Source organism: Curtobacterium sp. SL109 (genome assembly GCF_026672405.1).
In the GTDB taxonomy this organism is placed as follows: domain Bacteria; phylum Actinomycetota; class Actinomycetes; order Actinomycetales; family Microbacteriaceae; genus Curtobacterium.
In genome coordinates this window covers 947672-965099 of sequence record NZ_JAPPRB010000002.1, presented here as the reverse complement: position 1 = coordinate 965099, position 17428 = coordinate 947672, and the positions used below count along the sequence as shown (strand labels likewise).

The 17428-nt window shown below is 70.8% G+C and carries 19 protein-coding genes; 3 read left to right on the top strand and 16 right to left on the bottom strand.

All coding sequences use genetic code 11. The features are described 5' to 3' along the window. Positions 1–172 precede the first annotated feature (172 nt). The gene (locus OVA28_RS06095; RefSeq protein WP_268096180.1) at positions 173–1312 is read right to left on the bottom strand and encodes an LLM class flavin-dependent oxidoreductase; all 1140 of its coding nucleotides are present in this window, start codon (positions 1310–1312) and stop codon (positions 173–175) included. 184 nt (positions 1313–1496) lie between these two features. Beyond that, positions 1497–2405: a phosphatase PAP2 family protein gene (locus OVA28_RS06090; RefSeq protein ID WP_268096179.1), complete on the bottom strand. Its 909-nt coding sequence runs from the start codon at positions 2403–2405 to the stop codon at positions 1497–1499. A gap of 244 nt (positions 2406–2649) precedes the next feature. On the opposite strand from OVA28_RS06090, the gene OVA28_RS06085 reads away from it, so the two are divergent. Beyond that, positions 2650–3096: a DUF4383 domain-containing protein gene (locus tag OVA28_RS06085; RefSeq protein ID WP_194629242.1), complete on the top strand. Its 447-nt coding sequence runs from the start codon at positions 2650–2652 to the stop codon at positions 3094–3096. A 520-nt stretch (positions 3097–3616) separates the two neighbouring features. On the opposite strand, the gene OVA28_RS06080 is transcribed toward OVA28_RS06085, so the two are convergent. The 13 genes from OVA28_RS06080 to OVA28_RS06020 form a co-directional block, all read right to left on the bottom strand. After that, positions 3617–4948 (bottom strand): ATP-dependent DNA helicase, encoded by a 1332-nt coding sequence (locus OVA28_RS06080; protein ID WP_268096178.1) that lies wholly within the window; start codon positions 4946–4948, stop codon positions 3617–3619. Further along, positions 4945–6927 (bottom strand): cytochrome c oxidase assembly protein, encoded by a 1983-nt coding sequence (locus OVA28_RS06075; RefSeq protein WP_268096176.1) that lies wholly within the window; start codon positions 6925–6927, stop codon positions 4945–4947. Before OVA28_RS06075 ends, OVA28_RS06080 begins: the two co-directional genes overlap by 4 nt. A gap of 187 nt (positions 6928–7114) precedes the next feature. Further along, complete coding sequence (locus OVA28_RS06070; protein ID WP_056123550.1) at positions 7115–7402, bottom strand: HU family DNA-binding protein; 288 nt, start codon at positions 7400–7402, stop codon at positions 7115–7117. A 293-nt stretch (positions 7403–7695) separates the two neighbouring features. Further along, the gene (gene rpsN, locus OVA28_RS06065) at positions 7696–8001 is read right to left on the bottom strand and encodes a 30S ribosomal protein S14 (RefSeq protein WP_071279555.1); all 306 of its coding nucleotides are present in this window, start codon (positions 7999–8001) and stop codon (positions 7696–7698) included. Positions 8002–8003: 2 nt separating this feature from the next. After that, positions 8004–8174 (bottom strand): 50S ribosomal protein L33, encoded by a 171-nt coding sequence (rpmG, locus tag OVA28_RS06060; protein WP_056123557.1) that lies wholly within the window; start codon positions 8172–8174, stop codon positions 8004–8006. Continuing rightward, positions 8174–8410 carry a 50S ribosomal protein L28 gene (gene rpmB / locus OVA28_RS06055; RefSeq protein ID WP_071279553.1) on the bottom strand — a complete coding sequence of 79 codons (237 nt, stop codon included), beginning with the start codon at positions 8408–8410 and terminating at the stop codon, positions 8174–8176. The genes rpmG and rpmB overlap by 1 nt, the downstream gene beginning before the upstream one ends. A 212-nt stretch (positions 8411–8622) precedes the next feature. Next, positions 8623–8772, bottom strand: a complete 150-nt coding sequence (locus OVA28_RS06050) for a hypothetical protein (RefSeq protein WP_268096175.1) — start codon at positions 8770–8772, stop codon at positions 8623–8625. Further along, on the bottom strand, positions 8769–10205 hold the full coding sequence (locus tag OVA28_RS06045) for a lipase maturation factor family protein (protein WP_268096174.1): 1437 nt from the start codon (positions 10203–10205) through the stop codon (positions 8769–8771). The genes OVA28_RS06050 and OVA28_RS06045 overlap by 4 nt, the downstream gene beginning before the upstream one ends. A gap of 191 nt (positions 10206–10396) precedes the next feature. Continuing rightward, positions 10397–11092, bottom strand: a complete 696-nt coding sequence (locus OVA28_RS06040) for an alpha/beta fold hydrolase (protein WP_268096173.1) — start codon at positions 11090–11092, stop codon at positions 10397–10399. A 10-nt stretch (positions 11093–11102) separates the two neighbouring features. After that, positions 11103–11534 (bottom strand): Fur family transcriptional regulator, encoded by a 432-nt coding sequence (locus tag OVA28_RS06035; RefSeq protein ID WP_194659915.1) that lies wholly within the window; start codon positions 11532–11534, stop codon positions 11103–11105. Then, complete coding sequence (locus OVA28_RS06030) at positions 11531–12457, bottom strand: metal ABC transporter permease (protein ID WP_268096171.1); 927 nt, start codon at positions 12455–12457, stop codon at positions 11531–11533. The genes OVA28_RS06035 and OVA28_RS06030 overlap by 4 nt, the downstream gene beginning before the upstream one ends. Then, on the bottom strand, positions 12457–13350 hold the full coding sequence (locus tag OVA28_RS06025) for a metal ABC transporter ATP-binding protein (RefSeq protein WP_194659914.1): 894 nt from the start codon (positions 13348–13350) through the stop codon (positions 12457–12459). The genes OVA28_RS06030 and OVA28_RS06025 overlap by 1 nt, the downstream gene beginning before the upstream one ends. Further along, a complete protein-coding gene (locus OVA28_RS06020) occupies positions 13347–14258 on the bottom strand; it encodes a metal ABC transporter solute-binding protein, Zn/Mn family (protein ID WP_268096170.1) in 912 nt (303 codons plus the stop codon). Before OVA28_RS06020 ends, OVA28_RS06025 begins: the two co-directional genes overlap by 4 nt. Positions 14259–14370: 112 nt before the next feature. Between OVA28_RS06020 and OVA28_RS06015 the strand changes: the two genes are divergently transcribed. Both OVA28_RS06015 and OVA28_RS06010 read left to right on the top strand, forming a co-directional pair. Then, on the top strand, positions 14371–14916 hold the full coding sequence (locus tag OVA28_RS06015) for an RNA polymerase sigma factor (RefSeq protein ID WP_268096169.1): 546 nt from the start codon (positions 14371–14373) through the stop codon (positions 14914–14916). Further along, on the top strand, positions 14909–15931 hold the full coding sequence (locus tag OVA28_RS06010) for a CU044_5270 family protein (RefSeq protein ID WP_268096168.1): 1023 nt from the start codon (positions 14909–14911) through the stop codon (positions 15929–15931). Before OVA28_RS06015 ends, OVA28_RS06010 begins: the two co-directional genes overlap by 8 nt. An 88-nt stretch (positions 15932–16019) precedes the next feature. Here OVA28_RS06010 and OVA28_RS06005 read toward each other — a convergent pair whose 3' ends face one another. Continuing rightward, positions 16020–17288: a PTS transporter subunit EIIC gene (locus OVA28_RS06005; RefSeq protein ID WP_194659912.1), complete on the bottom strand. Its 1269-nt coding sequence runs from the start codon at positions 17286–17288 to the stop codon at positions 16020–16022. Positions 17289–17428 lie beyond the last annotated feature (140 nt).

Below are 17428 nucleotides of genomic sequence, written 5' to 3'. Positions count from 1 at the left end.
TCGCGCGTCGGCGGTCGTTCCTCCCGACCTGCAACGCGCGGAACGACCCACCTGCCGGACGGGCGCGCCCCGCTCAGCGGCGACGCGAAGCGTTGCGCGGGGCGCGCCGACCGAGCCTGCGAGGGAGGGGTGCCAGCTGGCACCGGGCCTCCAGGCCGTCACGGGGTGACGATCAGACCGACGCTCCGGTGAACTCGTCGACGGCGGCGACGTGGTCGCTGCCGACGGCACCCGCGAGGCGGGCTGCCGCGACGCGCTCGGCGTGGCTCGGCGGGTTGCTCGGGACGTGGGCGGGGCGGCCCTCCTCGTTGATCCTGCGGAGCTCGGGGACGATGTCCTCGGCCAGGACGTCGATCTGCTCGAGCACCGTCTTCAGCGGCAGGCCGGCGTGGTCGATGAGGAAGAGCTGGCGCTGGTAGTGGCCGACGTGGTCCTTCATCGCGGCGTACCGGTCGATGACCTGCTGGGGCGAGCCGACGGTGAGCGGGGTCTGCGCGGTGAAGTCCTCCATCGAGGGGCCGTGGCCGTAGACCGGGGCGTTGTCGAAGTACGGCCGGAACTCGTTGACCGCGTCCTGCGAGTTCTTCCGCGCGAAGAACTGGCCGCCGAGCCCGACGATCGCCTGGTCGGCGCTGCCGTGGCCGTGGTGCTCGAAGCGCTGGCGGTACAGGCCGACCATCTGCTCGGTGTGCTGGATCGGCCAGAAGATGTTGTTGTGGAAGAAGCCGTCGCCGTAGTACGCGGCCTGCTCGGCGATCTCCGGCGTGCGGATGGAGCCGTGCCAGACGAACGGCGCGACGCCGTCGAGCGGACGCGGGGTCGAGGTGAAGCCCTGCAGCGGCGTGCGGAACCGGCCCTGCCAGTTCACGACGTCGTTCTCCCACAGCTGGCGGACGAGCGCGTAGTTCTCGATCGCCAGGTTGACGCCCTGCCGGATGTCCTGCCCGAACCACGGGTAGACCGGGCCGGTGTTGCCGCGGCCCATCATCAGGTCCATGCGGCCGTCGGAGATGACCTGGAGCATCGCGTACTCCTCGGCGATGCGCACGGGGTCGTTCGTCGTGATGAGGGTCGTGCTCGTGGAGAGCGTGATGTGCTTCGTGCGCCCGGCCAGGTAGCCGAGCATCGTCGTCGGGCTCGAGGCCACGAACGGCGGGTTGTGGTGCTCCCCCGTGGCGAAGACGTCGAGCCCGGCCTGGTCGGCGTGCTCGGCGATCGTCATGATGTCGCGGACGCGCTGCGTGTCGTCCGGGGTGGTCCCCGTCTTGGGGTCGGTGGTGACGTCGCTGACCGTGAAGATCCCGAACTGCATGATGCGCCTGCCTTCCACAAGGTCGATGCGTTTGCATCGAACTGATGGGTACAACGTAGCGCACGGGGAGACATTCCCGCTGGGGGTGCGGCTGTTGGTGTTGGTGCTGGTGCTGGTGCTGGTGTTGGTGCTGGTGCTGGTGCTGGTGCTGGTGCTGCCGTTGCAGCTGCGTCCGAGCCGCTGCTCAGCGGTGGGCTGGCGCGCCCGTCGGGTCCGTCGTCGGCGCCGCGTGGTGCAGACCGTCCGCCAGCCACACCACGGTGACCGTGAGCAGCACGCTCGCCGAGGACGCCATCCGACCGGCGACGAGCATCGCGTCGCGGTCACCCGAGGGGTCGGTCAGCGCGACCACGAACGCCGTCGCACCGACCGCGAGCGTCACCCCCGTCGCGATGAGCAGCAGCGCCGTCACGAGCTTGCGCGGGCCTCGGCGTCCGTCACGGTCCCCGCGGACGCCCAGGTCGACCCGCGGGCCGAGCCACCGGACGAGCCCGAGCCAGAACAGCGCCACCGCACAGGCGCCGACGATGTCGCTCACCCGGTGCCACCCGTAGACCACGGTCTGGTTCGCCACGAACACGGCGTAGACCGTGCCCAGGACGAGCACGACCGGGCGGAAGCGTCGGGGTGTGACCATCAGCACCGCGAACAGCGCCGCCATCGCGATGGTCGCGTGTCCCGAGGGGAACGAGTTCGGCGTCGTCGACTGAGCGATCTCCGGGCGCACGGCGATACTCTTGACCAGGGTCGACGTCCCCGCCGATGCGAGCACGACGACCCCCGCCGCCAGACCGACGGCGAGCCGCCTCCGTGCGAACGCGACGGCGGCGATCACGACCACGAGCAGCAGGATCACCGGGACCGAGATCACGTTGAGCGCGGTGTCCGACCCGAACAGGTCGGTCTCGCGAACACCGCCGAGCGCCGAGTCCTCCACCCGCTGCCCGAGCGGCGTCAGCACGGCGACCGCGTAGACGAGAGGCACGATCACGAACCCCAGAGCCGCGAGCACACCCCACCGGAGCCGTCGCGACACACTCGGCCCCCGGGCGTCGCGCGACCCCGGCACGTCGCGCTCGGGTGTCCGGATCACGGGGATCATCCTCCTCGGGGTGGTCGTCGCGGGTGTCGTCGCACGCCTGCTCGGCCTGCTCCGATTCGGTCGCTCGGGGTCGGACACGATACCGTTGGAGGGCCGGTCGAACCCTGGGAACCAGGGCACGCTCGGCGGGTTCCGCCAGGCTGACGCTCCTGCGCGGACGCCCCGGCAGGGTGACGTTCCTGCACGGGCGGCAAGCGCCACGACGACCATCGTGGCACCAGACGAGGAGACCGACGTGGCCATCAAGGAACCGAGCATCATCGCTTCGCCGAACCGTGCGCTCGCGCTGACGGCCGGCACCGTCCTGACCGTCTGGGGCATCCTCGGCTTCTTCTTCGCCCACGAGCGCGGTCACGCCTTCTTCGGCGACGTCGGCGGCCTGCTGTGGAACGCCTTCCAGGTGAACCCGGCGCTCGGTGCGGTCTGGACCCTGCTGGCGTTCGCGCTCTTCATCGTCGGGCTCGGCAACACCATCGGCTCGCGCAACGTGAACCTGGTCGTGGGCATCGTGCTCGTGGTCCTCGCTGTGTACGGCTTCGTCTTCTCCAGCACCTCGGCCAACGTCTTCGCGCTGAACACCCCGGACAACGTCTTCAACGCCATCGTCGGCGTGGTCCTGGTGCTCACCGCACTCGGTGCCGACAAGCAGAACATCAGCGCACTGCGGGCCGCTCAGGCCTGAGTCGCGCTGCGTCCGACGCCCGTCTGCCGTTCGGCAGGCGGGCGTCGTCGTGTGTGGGGCGCGCCGACCCGACTCGGAACGACAGCGTCGCTGTCGTACGACGTCGAGGTTGTCGCACCGAGCACCGAGCACCGACGTCGGCCCGGGACAAGCGCACCCGACGCTGAACGACACCATCGCTGTCGTACGACTTCGACGTTGTCGCTCCTGCCGCGGACGTCGGCCCGGCGCACTCGGGGCCGGACCCCGAACGACACCACCGCTGTCGTACGACCTCGACGTTGTCGCACCATGCACACGCATGCGCCGACACCGCACCCGTCGAACGACTCGTGCGACGTCGCAGCATGCGCACGCACCACATCCGTCGGCATGATCCGACACGACGGACGTCGAACGACACGTGCCGCGTCGCACGATGCGGACGCATGCAGCCGCGGGCCCTGGACCCGGCCATCCACCGGACGGGAGGCCCGGTGCAAGGCCGCCACGGGCCTCCTGGCCGGTGGGCGGTGCTGGGTCAGGCGTCGGGCTTCGGGGCGTCGGGCTTGGAGGCGTCGGGCTTCGGGGCTTCGAGCTGGGTGGCGACGATGCGCGGCGCCTCGGACATGAAGCGCCGGACGTCGAGGTCCACGATGATGTCCGACGGGCGCAACGGCCGCGACAGGAAGAGCCCGTCGAGCGAGGTCAGCCGCGAGAGCGCGACGTAGGTCTGGCCGGCGCTGAACACCCGGTTGCCGAGGTCGATCATCGCCCGGTCGTAGGTGCTGCCCTGCGACTTGTGGATCGTCACGGCCCAGGCCAGGCGCAGGGGGAACTGCTGGAACTCCCCGACGGTGTCCTTCTTGAGCTCCTTCTTGTCGGCGTCGTAGGAGTACCTGAACTTCTCCCAGACCGAGGGCTGGACCTCGAAGGACTCCCCGTCGACGTCGACCCACACGGTGTCGCGGATGGTCTGCACGACTCCGAGCGTGCCGTTCACCCAGCGCTGGTCCGGGTCGTTGCGGAGGAACATCACGTGGGCCCCGGGCTTGAGCTCGAGGGCCTCGTCCGCGGGGAAGTTCCGGCCGCCGAAGTCGCCGTTGACGTCGGCCTTGGCGGTCTTCGTCGTGCCGGGGAGCCGGTCGAGCGCCGCCTTGTTGATCTTGGCCACGGTGTCGTTCCGCGTCGCCAGGGTGATGGCGTCGTCGGGTGCCGGGCGTGCGCCGGCCTCGTTCAGGCGGTTCGCGATGTCCCCGGTGACCCGGCCGTGGCGGACCGCCGTGAGCATCGCGGCGAAGGCGTCGTCGCGCTGGCGGTGCACGGTGGCGAGCTCGATGATGTGGAGCTCGGCCTCGAGCCAGACACGGGCGTCGAAGAACCACAGCGACCGGTAGTGGTCGGTGAAGTACGCGCGTTCATCGGCATCGCCCGGCACCGGCGGCAACTGGTACGGGTCGCCGAACATGACGACCTGGACGCCGCCGAAGGCCTCGAACTGCCGCCCGCGGGCCTTGCGCAGCGAGCGGTCGATGGCGTCGAGCAGGTCTGCGTTGACCATCGAGACCTCGTCGATCACCAGGGTGTCCATGGTGTTCAGCAGCTTGCGGGTCTCCGGGCCCTGGCGGAGGTCGGCGTCGGCGATGAGACCGATCGGCAGCCGGAAGAGCGAGTGGATGGTCTGACCGCCGACGTTGAGCGCAGCGACACCCGTCGGGGCGCAGATGACGACCTGTTTGTCGGTGTTCCAGGCCAGGTGGTTGAGCAGGGTCGACTTGCCCGTCCCCGCGCGGCCGGTGATGAAGACGTGGTCGCGGGTGGACTCGATGTACTCGAAGACGGCGCGCTGTTCGGCGCTGAGTTCCACGCTCACCGGGGAGCCGTCCCGTCGTCGGGCGCGTCGGCGGTGGTCGCGCGGACGGCGACCGGGGCGGGCACGGACGCGGGCATGCCGGACGCCGGCGCGCTCGTCGCACCGCGCCGGAGCTGCACGAGTCCGACGACGACCACGGCGATGACCAGCAGCACGCCGACCACGACGAGCACCACGCCCGCTCGCGCCTGGTCGACCAGCGGGTCCGGCCCCCAGGTGCGACCCATCGCGCCGAACCACGACGCCTGCAGCAGCCCGAGCGGCCCCTGCATCGCGATGCCGAGCGACACGGTGCCGGCAGCGACCACCACGGCACCGACGACCCGTACCAGGAACGCCGGCAGCGACGCTCGACGGGCTCCGGCGGCGACCGGGGTGAACAGCGTCGGCAGGGCGAGCAGTCCGACGAGCAGGAAGACGACGTCGATGACCGTCCGGCCGATCGGGTCGCCGGTGGACCACCGCACGGCCTGGGTGCCGTAGAACGCCCACCAGACGGCGGCCAGCAGCACGAACGCCGGGAAGGGCTGCACGAGGTAGCGCACGGCGGCGTTGTCCACGAGCACGCCGGTCCACTCGCGGACGCCGGTGCTGTCGTCGTCGCGGGGCAGGACCGCCGACCGGATCAGCTGCACGGGCGCGGCCGCCCACACCAGCGCGGGGACGACGAGGCCGAGCAGCACGTGTGCGCCGACGTTCGCGGAGATGAGGAACCGGTCGTACTCGTGGAGGGACCCGGAGGTCGCGACGACCAGGCTGACGACGGCGAGTACCGCCGCGATGGCCCGACGTGCCGCCCAGGACACCCCGCGGCGACGGAGCCGGATGACCCCCGCGGCGTACGTCGCCACGACGAGCACGGCGGCCATCAGCCAGAACAGGTCGACGTTCCAGTGCGTGAGCCATCCCCAGGCGCCGGGAGCGTGGGGCAGCGGGTCGTCGGTGAGGAGCTCGGCGGGTGACGGGTCCGCCGTCTTGCTCGGGGCGATCTGCGAGACCGGGGGCGCCGTCCGGCCGAGCGCGGCCGCGAACCCGGCGGCCACGCCCATCACGGCGAGCTCCACCACGATCAGCGTCCAGAACGGACGGTGCCGTGCGGGTGTCGCGGCGAGGGCGACCACGGTGCGGCGGCGCTGCACGGCCCCGAGGACGCCGAGTGCCACGATCGCCCCGATCTTCACCAGGACCAGGGCGCCGTACGGGCTGAACAGGTTCGACAGCGCACCGACGCGGATCTGCGCCGAGGCCACACCGGAGACGGCGACGAGCACGAAGCACCCGAGCGCGATGCTGGAGTACCGACCGACGACCGCGGCGAGACGGCCCTGGGTCACGACCCCGCGGACCAGCACGAGCATGACGATGCCACCGATCCAGAGCGCGGCGCCGACGAGGTGCAGGCCGAGCGCGGTGACGGCGGCGTCGTGGCTGGCGGTCCCCGCTGCGTGTCCCTGCTGCGCGAGCGGCACCAGGCCGATCATCGCGACGCCCGCGGTCAGCGCCACCATGCCCCGGGACCGCACGGCGAAGCAGAGCACCGTGACGGCGGCCGCGACGAGCACGGTCACGAGCCACGCGAGGCCGAGGTCGGTGCCGGTGAGGAACACGCCCATCGACTGACCGAACTGGTCGTCGAGGCTGACCCGCGACCCGGCGACGCTCAGGAACGTGAGGAAGGTCGTGACGGCCGACGCGACCGTCCACACACCGGCGGAGGCAGCTGCGACGTCGATCGCGCGGTTCCACTCCGGGGCGGTGCGTGAGAGCCCGACCGTCGCGAGGGCGAGGCCGCCGATGGCCGTCGCTACCGCCAGGTCGACGAGGACACGCGCGATCGGGAGGCCGAACCGGACGACGGGGCCGGGGTCGGCGATGAGTGCGGGATCCGCTCCCCCGCCGATGACGAGGGCGACGAGGACGGACACGAACGCGACGAGCACCAGCACGGCTGGGCCGCTGATGCGCGCGATCCGGTTCACCCGTCAAGCCTAGGCGGTGCCCACCCCCGGCAGCACCCGCGGACACCGACCTGTGGAGACCCGTCCGCACGACGACGACGGGGACGACCGGAGCCGGCTCCACGAACGACGACGGGGACGACCGGAGCCGCCCCCACGAACGACGACGGGGACGGCCGAAGCCGTCCCCGTCGTGCGTCGAACAGTCCTACTTGACCGCAGCCTTGAGCTTCGAGCCGGCGCTGACCTTGACCGAGTCGCTCGCGGCGATCTCGATGGCGTCACCCGTCTGCGGGTTGCGGCCGGTGCGGGCGGCACGGTGCGTCTTCTCGAAGGCGATCCAACCGGGGATCGTGACCTTCGTGCCGTCGGCGACGGAGCCCGAGACGACGCTGAAGAGCGCGTCGACGACGCCGTTGACGGTGGCCTGGCTCTGGCCGGACTCGGCGGCGACAGCAGCGACGAGCTCGGTGCGGTTCAGTGACTTGTCAGCCATTGGGTGTCCTCCTCGGACTTCTTGCGTATCGGTCGGACGCACGTGGCGCCCGGTGCCCTTGGCGGTTGCCCCGGGCTTCGGACCAGCGGGCCGAGGGCCCGGCGGAACCGGAGTTGAACCTACCAGCCGGGTGCAGCGAATCCTGCCGACTCGCCCGGATTTCCGGGCTTGTCAGGCGTCTGGAGCGACAGATGTGGCCAATGTGACGACCTTGTCCCCCGAATGCGACGAACGCGAACGCAACGAACGCCCCGCCACCGGTGAGGGTGACGGGGCGTTCGTGGAGTGCGTGCTTACCAGGAGCTCTTCGTGATGCCCGGCAGCTCGCCACGGTGCGCCATGTCGCGGAAGCGGACACGGCTGATGCCGAACTGCGTCAGGTGGCCGCGGGGGCGGCCGTCGATGGCGTCGCGGTTGCGGTAGCGCACCGGCGAGGCGTCGCGGGGGAGCTTCTGCAGCCCCACGCGAGCGGCCTCACGCGACTCGTCCGTGCCGTTCGGGTCCACGAGGGCCTTCTTCAGCTCGAGACGACGCTCGGCGTAGCGCGCGATGATGACTGCACGCTGGTTGTTCTTCGCGATCATGCTCTTCTTCGCCATGCTTAGCGCTCCTCACGGAAGTCGACGTGCTTGCGGACCACCGGGTCGTACTTCTTCAGCACGAGACGGTCCGGGTTGTTGCGACGGTTCTTCTTGGTCACGTAGGTGAAACCAGTGCCCGCCGTCGAGCGGAGCTTGATGATCGGACGGACGTCCTGACCCTTCTTCGCCATCAGATCTTCTCCCCGCGTGCGAGGACGTCCTTGACGACGGACTCGATGCCGCGAGCGTCAATGACCTTGATGCCCTTCGCGCTGAGCGTGAGGGTGACCTTCCGCCGGAGCGAGGGCACGTAGTACGTCTTCTTCTGCACGTTCGGGTCGAAGCGACGCTTCGTCCGACGGTGCGAGTGCGAGATGTTGTGTCCGAAGCCGGGAACGGCGCCGGTCACCTGGCACACTGCTGCCATGGTTTCCTCCTGATGCATACCGTGCGTCCGATCGGACGCACCCAAGGTCACTTGCCTGGCACACACGCGCAGGCCACCTGGAGGTGACGTCACGAGGGGGTTGTGTGTGCCGCCCAGTCCGACCGCGAGGGCCGGAACCGCGCGACCGCGGCGTTCGCGACGGTCGGAGGGCTGAACAACGGGACCGCGCGAGCGCGGACCAGCCACCAACACTACGCGAGCGCCGGGCGTGTCGCAACCGCGCCCACGCCGAGCCCGACCGCGAACACGGCCGCGGCCACGAACACGGGCCCGACCGCGAAGACGGCCACGAACACGGCCACGAGAACCAGCACCAGCACCAGCACCAGCACCACGCTCACCCCGGCAACGACGTCGGCGGCAGCATCGTGTACCGCTCCTGCCGGATCCAGTACATCCCCGTCCGCCGCCGTTCCTCCCGCGTCGCGAACCGGTACCGGAACACCCGGGCCCGCACCGCCAGGGGTCGACCCCCGGCGAACGGGTCGTGCCGCAGGAGCCGCAGGGTCGGCGCATCCGCCTCGAGCAACCGCACGACGAACACCCGGAACCAGCGCTCCTCCATCCCGAGCGCCAGGAACCACATCAACCAGTCGAGCCGCAGGTGGTACGGCGCGAACTGGCCGGGCCGACGCCGGGGATCGCCCGGCTTCCCCCGGAACTCGTACGCGCGCCACTCCCCGTCCTCGCCGAGCCCCTCGACGATCACCTCGTCGCGCTGCTGCGTCACGCTGCCGAACGCCCCGTAGGCGTTGACGAGGTGCCACCGGTTGAACGACGCGTTCATCAGCTGGCGTCGGGACACCAGGTTCCGCGCGGCCGGCACGGACAGCCAGAGCAGCAGGAGGCCGACGAGCACGGTCAGCACGACGAACCAGGGCGGCGTCGCCGTCGGACCGGCGTCGGCGACCGGCGCGAGGAACGGCAGGACGGCGGTCACCGACCGGTCGTCGACCGCCGCGAACGCCAGCACGAGCGTGATCCAGTTCAGCCACGCGAAGTTGCCCGACACCACGAGCCACAGCTGCGTGACGAGCACGAGCGCCGCGGCGACCGAGGCGATCGGCTGCGGAGCGAACAGGAGGAATGGCACGACGAGCTGCACCACGTGCGACGCCGCCGTCTCGAACCGGTGCACCGGGCGCGGCAGCAGGTGGGCGGTCCGCGACACCGGGTTCGGCATCGGCTGTGTCTCGTGGTGGTAGTAGAGCGCGGTCAGGTCGCGCCAGGACCGGTCGCCGCGCATCTTGATCATGCCGGCGCCGAACTCCAGTCGGAAGACCAGCCACCGCAGGGCGATCAGCACCACGATCGGGGGCGCGACCCGGTCCGACCCGAGGAACGCCACCGTGAACAGGGACTCGACGAGCAACGACTCCCACCCGAAGGCGTAGAAGGTCTGGCCGACGTCGGAGATCGACAGGTACGCGAGCCAGAGCAGCAGGAAGCAGACCATCGGCACCCACGCGGGTCCGAGTTGCGGCACCCCGACGACGACCGCGAACGCGAGGACGGCTCCTCCGACGGCGAGGGTCCGCAGGCGTGCGTCGGTGTACCGCACCCACCGCCACACCACGGGCAGGGTCCGTGCGGACGGCCGCTCCATGAACCGGGGCACCGGCAGCAGGCCCCGCTCGCCGAGCAGCGCCGGGAACTGCAGCGCCGCCGACACGAAGGCCAGACACGCGATCGCCGCCACCCCGCGCTGCAGCACGAAGCGGGCGACGTCGTAGTCCGCCGCGCCGGCCCAGCTCGTCCACGTGTCGAGTCCCACGGGCCGTCACCGTACGCGGGGCACTCCGGACGTGGACACGATCTGTCCGGCGCGGCCCGGTGCAGACCGGCATGGAGGCGCGACCCGCCCCCGCCACGCAGCCACCGCCCTGCTGGCGACCGGTGAACGACCGCACCCGCGTCCGCGACGCGAGCCGAGCCTCCTGTCCGGAGCCCGTGGCCGGAGCGCGCCTACGGCCCGTCGGTCGCCTTCCGGGCCAACGCCCGCACCATCAGGTCCCCGAGCGCCACCGGCGCCGTGAACATCGGCCAGTGGCCGGTGTCGAGCCCGACGATCGAGAGCTCCTCGGTCGCGACGAGCTCCGCGGCCCAGGTCTGGTGGTCAGCGACCATCGCCGCCAGGTCGGCCGGCGAGATCTCGCACGTGATGACGGTGGCCGGGACCGTGTGCCGGGCGGCGTCCTCGTAGTGGAAGGGGTCGCTCGGGACCGCTGCCGGCTCCGGGACCGCCCGGTGCTCGAACGCGGTCCGGAGCTCCGCCGTCATCCCGCGGACGGTCGCGGGCTCCCAGAAGTCCCATGCCGGCAGCGGCACGACGCCGTCCACGACCGGGAGTTCGTCGTTGACGCAGCCGCCCTCGGGCCCCGGGAACGTGTCGACGTACACCAGGTGCTGGACGAGGGACGGCCGCCGGTCGAGGGCCATGTACGCGATCGGACCGGCGCCGGAGTGCCCGACGAGTGCGACCGGTTCCTCCGGCGTCGCAACGTCGTCGAGGCGTTCGACCAGCGCGGCGACCTGCTCGTCGAGGGTGTCACCGTCACGGGTGAGGGCCTCGACCGAGTGGCCGGCCTCGCGCAGGACCGGCACGACCTCGTCCCAGGCGTCCGCCTCGAGCCAGAAGCCCGGCACCATGATCACGTGCATGCGCCGGACCCTACGCGCCCGCGCGGGCAGCGGTGCAGGAGGCGCACTCGCCGAAGATGTCGACGACGTGGCTGGCGTTCGTGAAGCCGTGTTCGGCCGCCACACGCTGTGCCCACTGCTCGACCGGGTCGGCCTGGATCTCGACGGTCCGACCGCAGTTCCGGCAGATGAGGTGGTGGTGGTGCTTGTCCGTGGTGCACGCGCGGTAGAGCGACTCGCCGTCCTGCTGCAGCGAGTCGGCGTCACCGTCGGTGGCCAGGTCGGCCAGCGCCCGGTAGACGGTCGCGAGCCCGATCGTCGAACCGCCCTCGCGCAGGTGGGCGTGCAGCGCCTGGGCGCTGACGAAGCCCTCCGACCCGTCGAGCGCGCCGCGCACCGCTTCGCGCTGCCAGGTGTTGCGCTTCGGCTTCGGCGTCACGCCGGGGTTCTGGACGGCGTTCATGCGCGGACCTCCTGTGGTGCATCGGTGCCGGTCTGGAGGCTCGGTGCGCCCCCGTCGTGCTCGTCGCGGACCGCGACCCGGTCGCGTCCGCGGCGTTCCTTCCGCGCACCGACGATGCGGCACACGACCCAGATGGCGAACGAGATCGAGGTCACGTACGGACTGATCGGCAGCCCGCCACCGAGTGCCAGCAGGATGCCACCGACGACCGACACGACCGCGAACAGCATCGACAGCAGCGGGACCAGCAGCGGGTGCACGGTGAGCCGCAGCGCCGCGGCCGCCGGTGTCACGAGCAGCGAGAGCACGAGGAGCGCGCCGACGATCTGCACGGAGACCGCCGTCGCGAGGCCGAGGGTCAGCATGAACACGAGGGCGAGCGTCCGGACGGGCACCCCGGCTGCCGCGGCGACGTCGGGGTCGACGGACGCGAACATCAGCGGGCGCCAGATGACGATGAGCGTGACGACGACGATCGCGCTGACGACGATCAGGAAGGTCAGCTGCGGGTTGTCGACGGAGACGATCTGCCCGGTGAGCAGACCGAACTTGTTCGCCGCGCGGCCCTTGTAGAGCGCCAGGCAGAGGATGCCGAGGCCGAGCCCGAAGGGCATCAGCACGGCGATGATCGAGTTGCGGTCGCGGGCCCGTGAGCCGAGCAGGCCGATGAGCAGCGCCGCGACCACCGACCCGACGAGCGAGCCCGTCACGACGTTGACCCCGAGCAGCAGGGACGCGCTCGCACCCGCGAAGGACAGCTCGCTGATGCCGTGCACCGCGAACGGCATGTTCCGCGCGACGACGAACGGGCCGATCAGCCCGCCGACGATGCCGAGCACCGCGCCCGCGAGGATCGAGTTCTGCACGAGCACGAGGAGCTCGCCGTAGTCCTGGAACGAGAAGACCGTCGACCAGACGTCCATCAGATGCGCCCTTCGTCGGGTGCCGCGGCGTTCGGGTCGACGTCGTGGTGGTGGTGGTGTTCGCCGGTGTGGTCGTGGGTGTCGTTGGCGCCGACGATCACGATGCGGCCCATCGTCCGGACGACGTCGACGGGGGTGCCGTACAGGTCCGAGAGCACGTCGGCGCGCAGGACCTCGTCCGGCGATCCGATGCGGAACCGACCGCCCGCGATGTAGAGGACCCGGTCGACGACGTCGAGGATCGGGTTCACGTCGTGCGTGACGAACAGCACGGCCGCGCCCTGCTGCCGACGCTGCCGGTCGATGAGCTCGGTGACGCCGCGCTGGTGCCGGAGGTCGAGCGAGATGAGCGGCTCGTCGCAGAGCAGCAGGGCGGGGTCGGCGGCGATGGCCTGCCCGACACGGGTGCGCTGCTGCTCACCGCCGGACAGCTCGGACACCGGGGCGTCCGCGAACGCCGTCGCCCCCACCTCGTCCACGATGCGGTCGATGCGCTCGCGCTCGGCCTTCCGCTCGGGCCGGACGCCCCACCGGTGCCCGGTGACGCCCTGCGCGATCATGTCCCGCGCGCGCAGCGGGGTGCCGGACTCCATCAGGCGCTGCTGCGGGATGTACCCGATGCGTCGGTGCCCGCGCCGGACCGGCTGCCCGAGGAACGCCATCGACCCGCTGGTCAGCCGCTGCTGCCCGAGGACCGTGCGCAGGAGCGAGGTCTTGCCGGCGCCGTTCGGCCCGAGCACGGCCAGGAACTCCCCCGGCGCGACGTCGAGGTCGAGTCCGCTCCACAGCTTCCGTGTGCCGTACGACAGGCCCGCGTCACGGAGCGCGAGCACGGCGGAGCCGCCACTGCGCTCGGCAGTGGCGGCTCGCGTCGGTTCCTGGACCGTCGTCACTTCGTCAGTGCCGCCTGCACCGCGTCGATGTTCGCCTGCTGCCACGAGACGTAATCCTCCCCCTTCGGGAGCGTCTCCGTGACACCGACCACCGGGACGTCGGCGCGCTTGGCGGCCTTCTCGACCTGTTCGGTCTCCGGGCTCGAGGTCTGCTCGTTGTACGCGAGCAGCTTCGCCTTCCCGCCCGAGAACAGCTTGATGGTGTCGTTGAGCGCGGCCGGCGGGACGTCGTCGCCCTCCTCGATCGCCTCGGAGAAGTCCGGCGGCGTGACGTTGTCGAGGCCCATCGCGTCGAACAGGTACCCGGGCACCGGCTCGGTGTACGCGACCTGCTCCCCGCCGACGGTCTTCTTCACAGCGGCCGTCTGCGCCTCGAGGTCCTGCAGCTTCGTGGTGAGCGCGTCGGCGTTCTTCGTGAACGTCGCCTCGTCGGCACTGTCGAGCTTCCCCAGGCGCTTCGCGACGTCCGCCACGAGCGTGACCATCGTCGGGTAGCTGTAGAACACGTGCTCGTTGAACTCCGCGGAGCCGCCCGTGTCGAGCCCCGACAGGTCCACCACGTTGATGGTGTCGGCCGTCGTGTTCGACGACTTCGCCAGCGTGGTCATGAAGTCGTCGTACCCGCCGCCGTTCTCGATGAGCAGGTCGGCCTTGGACACGGCGAGCTGCGTCTTCGCGCTCGACTCGAACGAGTGCGGGTCCTGCGACGGGTCGTTCAGGATGCTCGTGACCTGCACGTGGTCACCGCCGATCGTCTCGACGAGCGAGCCGTACACGTTGGTGGAGGCGACGACCCGGACGGTGCCGTCGTCGGACGCGTCCGAGGAGGCAGAGGACGTCGCGCACCCGGTCAGGGCGAGCGCAGCGGCGCCGACGACGAGCGGCAGGGCGAGGAGGCGGGAGTGCATGGTGACGACGCTAGCGTTTCGTGAGAACGATTGTCAAAACCGGTATCACCTGGCCGAGGGGTCCGCGGCTACGGTGATGGAACTCCGACGGCAGGACCGGGCAGTACCCATCGTGACCACCACCCACCCACCTCCCGACGGCCCGGCCGAACTCGGCGCGCTGTTCGACCTGCACGGCCGTCGCATCCTGCTCTACCTCGCTCGCCGGACGGACCTGCAGACCGCCGAGGACGTCCTCGGCGAGACCTTCGTCATCGCGCTCACCCGATGGGACACCCGGGACCCGGAACGTGGTGACCCGCTGCCGTGGTTGTTCGGCATCGCCACGAACCTGCTCCGCCGCCACTGGCGCTCCGAGGCCCGTGCCCGCCGGGCCCTGGCGAGGGCAGCCGAACCGGACCTCGTCGACGACGACCCGAGCGACCGGGTCGACCGCGAGCGGGCCGTCCGCGCCGTCGTGCGAGAGCTCGACCGGATGCGCCCGGCCGTCCGCGACACGGTGCTGCTGCACGCCTGGGCCGAGCTCACCTACGAGCAGATCGCCGCCGCCACGGGCGTGCCCGTCGGCACCGTCCGCTCCCGACTGAACCGCGCCCGCGCCGCCCTCCGCGCGACACCGGACCTGCCGACCACCCTGAACGGAGAACTCCGTGCCTGACTTCACCGCCCTCCGAGCCGTCCGCGCCGAGGTCGACGACCTGCCACCCGCCGTCGTCGATGCCGCCCTGCACCGCGCCAGGGCCCGGATGTCCGCAGCACCCGTCGCACCCGTACGCCGCCGACGACGGCCGGTCCTGCTCGCTGCTTCCGCGCTCGTCGCCGTCGGGGCGCTGACCGGCGCCGTGGTCGGTGTGGTCCACCTGGCGACGCCGGACTCCGCGGCCGCGGCGACCCTGCACGACGCCGCACGTGCCGCCGCCACCTCCGACAGCGCGTCCCCCACGGCGTACACCCGCGTGACGGTGACGGAACTGGCACTCGGGTACGCCACGAGCGACGGCGAGCACTACGACGAGGGGTACCTCGCGCCGACCACGACCGTCACCTGGGTCCCGCGGTCCGTCGCGGGGCAGTGGGTCCGCGAGTCCTGGTCCGACCCCGCCACGGTCTTCTACGGCGGGGCCGCAGCACGGGAAGCAGCCCGATCGGACTTCGCCAGCAGTGCCCACCGTGCCGACCCGACGCGACAGCGGGCCCTCGCCGGGGCCTTCACCAACGGGGAACTCGGGGGGACTGCACCGGGCACCCTGACCGCGGTCGACATCCCGGGGCTCCCCCGTGACCCGGCAGCGCTCGTCCGACGGATCGAGGACGCCCCGAGGTCAGCGGGTGCCAGCGACGAGGAGCACGTCTTCGACACCGTGACCACGTTCCTGCGGACCGGCATCGTCCCGGCGGACCTGCGCGCGACGATGTTCGAGGTGCTCGCCGACCTGCCCGGCATCGTCGTGACGGAGGAGCAGACCTCGCTCGACGGTCGACGCGGAACGGCCATCGGCCTGTCGGAGGAGGGCAACGGCATGCGGCAGGAGGTCATCATCGACCGATCGGGCGGGGAGTACCTCGGCGAGCGGACCCTGCAGACCCGACGGACCGGCAGCATCCCGGCCGGCACGGTGGTCGACTCCGCCTCGGTGGTGACCACCCGGGTGGGCAGCGTTCCCGAGGACTGACCGGTCAGCGGATGGTGCCGGACGACAGACGGGAGGCTCGGTGCCAGCTGGCACCGAGCCTCCCGTCCCTGAAGGGGTCGCGTCGCGACTACGCCTTGGTGAGGTCGTCGACCGAGGCCGAGGCGATCTCGTCCTCCGGCTCGCGGCCGGGGGTCCCGAGGTTCCACTTCTTGATCACGAAACTGAACAGGAAGTAGTAGACCGCCGCGTACGCGAGGCCGATCGGGATGAGCCAGATCGCCCCCTGCGCCTTGCCGAAGTTCAACACGTAGTCGATGGCACCGGCCGAGAACGAGAAGCCGTCGTGGATGCCGAGGGCGTTGACGAGGGCGAGCGAGGTACCCGTCAGCACGGCGTGGATCACGTACAGCGGCCAGGCGACGAACATGAACGAGTACTCGAGCGGCTCGGTGATGCCGGTGACGAACGAGGTCAGCGCAGCCGAGAGCATGATGCCGCCGACGAGCTTGCGCTGCGACGGGCGGGCGTTGCGCCAGATCGCCAGGGCACCGGCGGGGAGCGCGAACATCATGATCGGGAAGAAGCCGGTCTGGAAGATGCCGGCCGTCGGGTCCCCCGCGAGGAAGCGCGCGATGTCACCGTGGTAGGTCACACCACCGGTGGTGAAGCTCCCGAGCTGGAACCACGGGAAGAAGTTCAGCAGCTGGTGCAGCCCGATCGGGATGAGCATGCGGTTGACGAACCCGAAGATGCCACCACCGATGACCGGCTGCGCCGTGACCTGCTCGCCGACCCAGGTGAGCCCCTGGTCGAAGTAGCGGTACACGAAGGACATCAGCACCGCGATGATCAGTGCGGCGACGGCCGCCAGGATCGGGACGAGACGACGACCGGAGAAGAAGCCGAGGAAGTCGGGCATCTTCGTGCGGTGGAACCGGGTCCACAGGCCCGCCGAGACGAGACCCATGATGATGCCGCCGAGGACACCGAAGTTGATCGTCGCCTGGTTGCCGGACGAGTCCTTCACCCCTTCGAGGACGATCGGTGACATCGCCGCGAACACCTGGTACATGACCATGTAGCCGACGACCGCGGCGAGGGCCGTGGTGCCGTCGGACTTCTTCGCCCAGCCGATCGCGATGCCGACGGCGAAGAGCAGCGGCAGCCAGGTGAAGACACCGTTGCCGGCCGCGGCGACGATCGTGGCGCCCTTCTCGAAGCCGGGGATCGCGCCGAGCATGTCGCTCTGGCCGAGACGGAGCAGGATGCCGGCCGCGGGCATGACCGCGATCGGGAGCAGCAGGCTCCGACCGAGTCGCTGCGCGTTCGCGAAGACCCTGCTCTGCTTCTTCGGCGTCTTCTTCTCCGGCACATCCGTGGTTGCAGCAGTGCTCATCGGAGGTCCTCTCGTCATCGGGTGGAGCTGGTCGGGGTGAGTTGAGTCGTGCAGCCGGCGCCGGTACTCTCAGCAGTGTCGCGAGGTCCGGTCCTGTCCGGTCATGACCAGTACGTAGTGTCGACGACCTGTGTACTGAC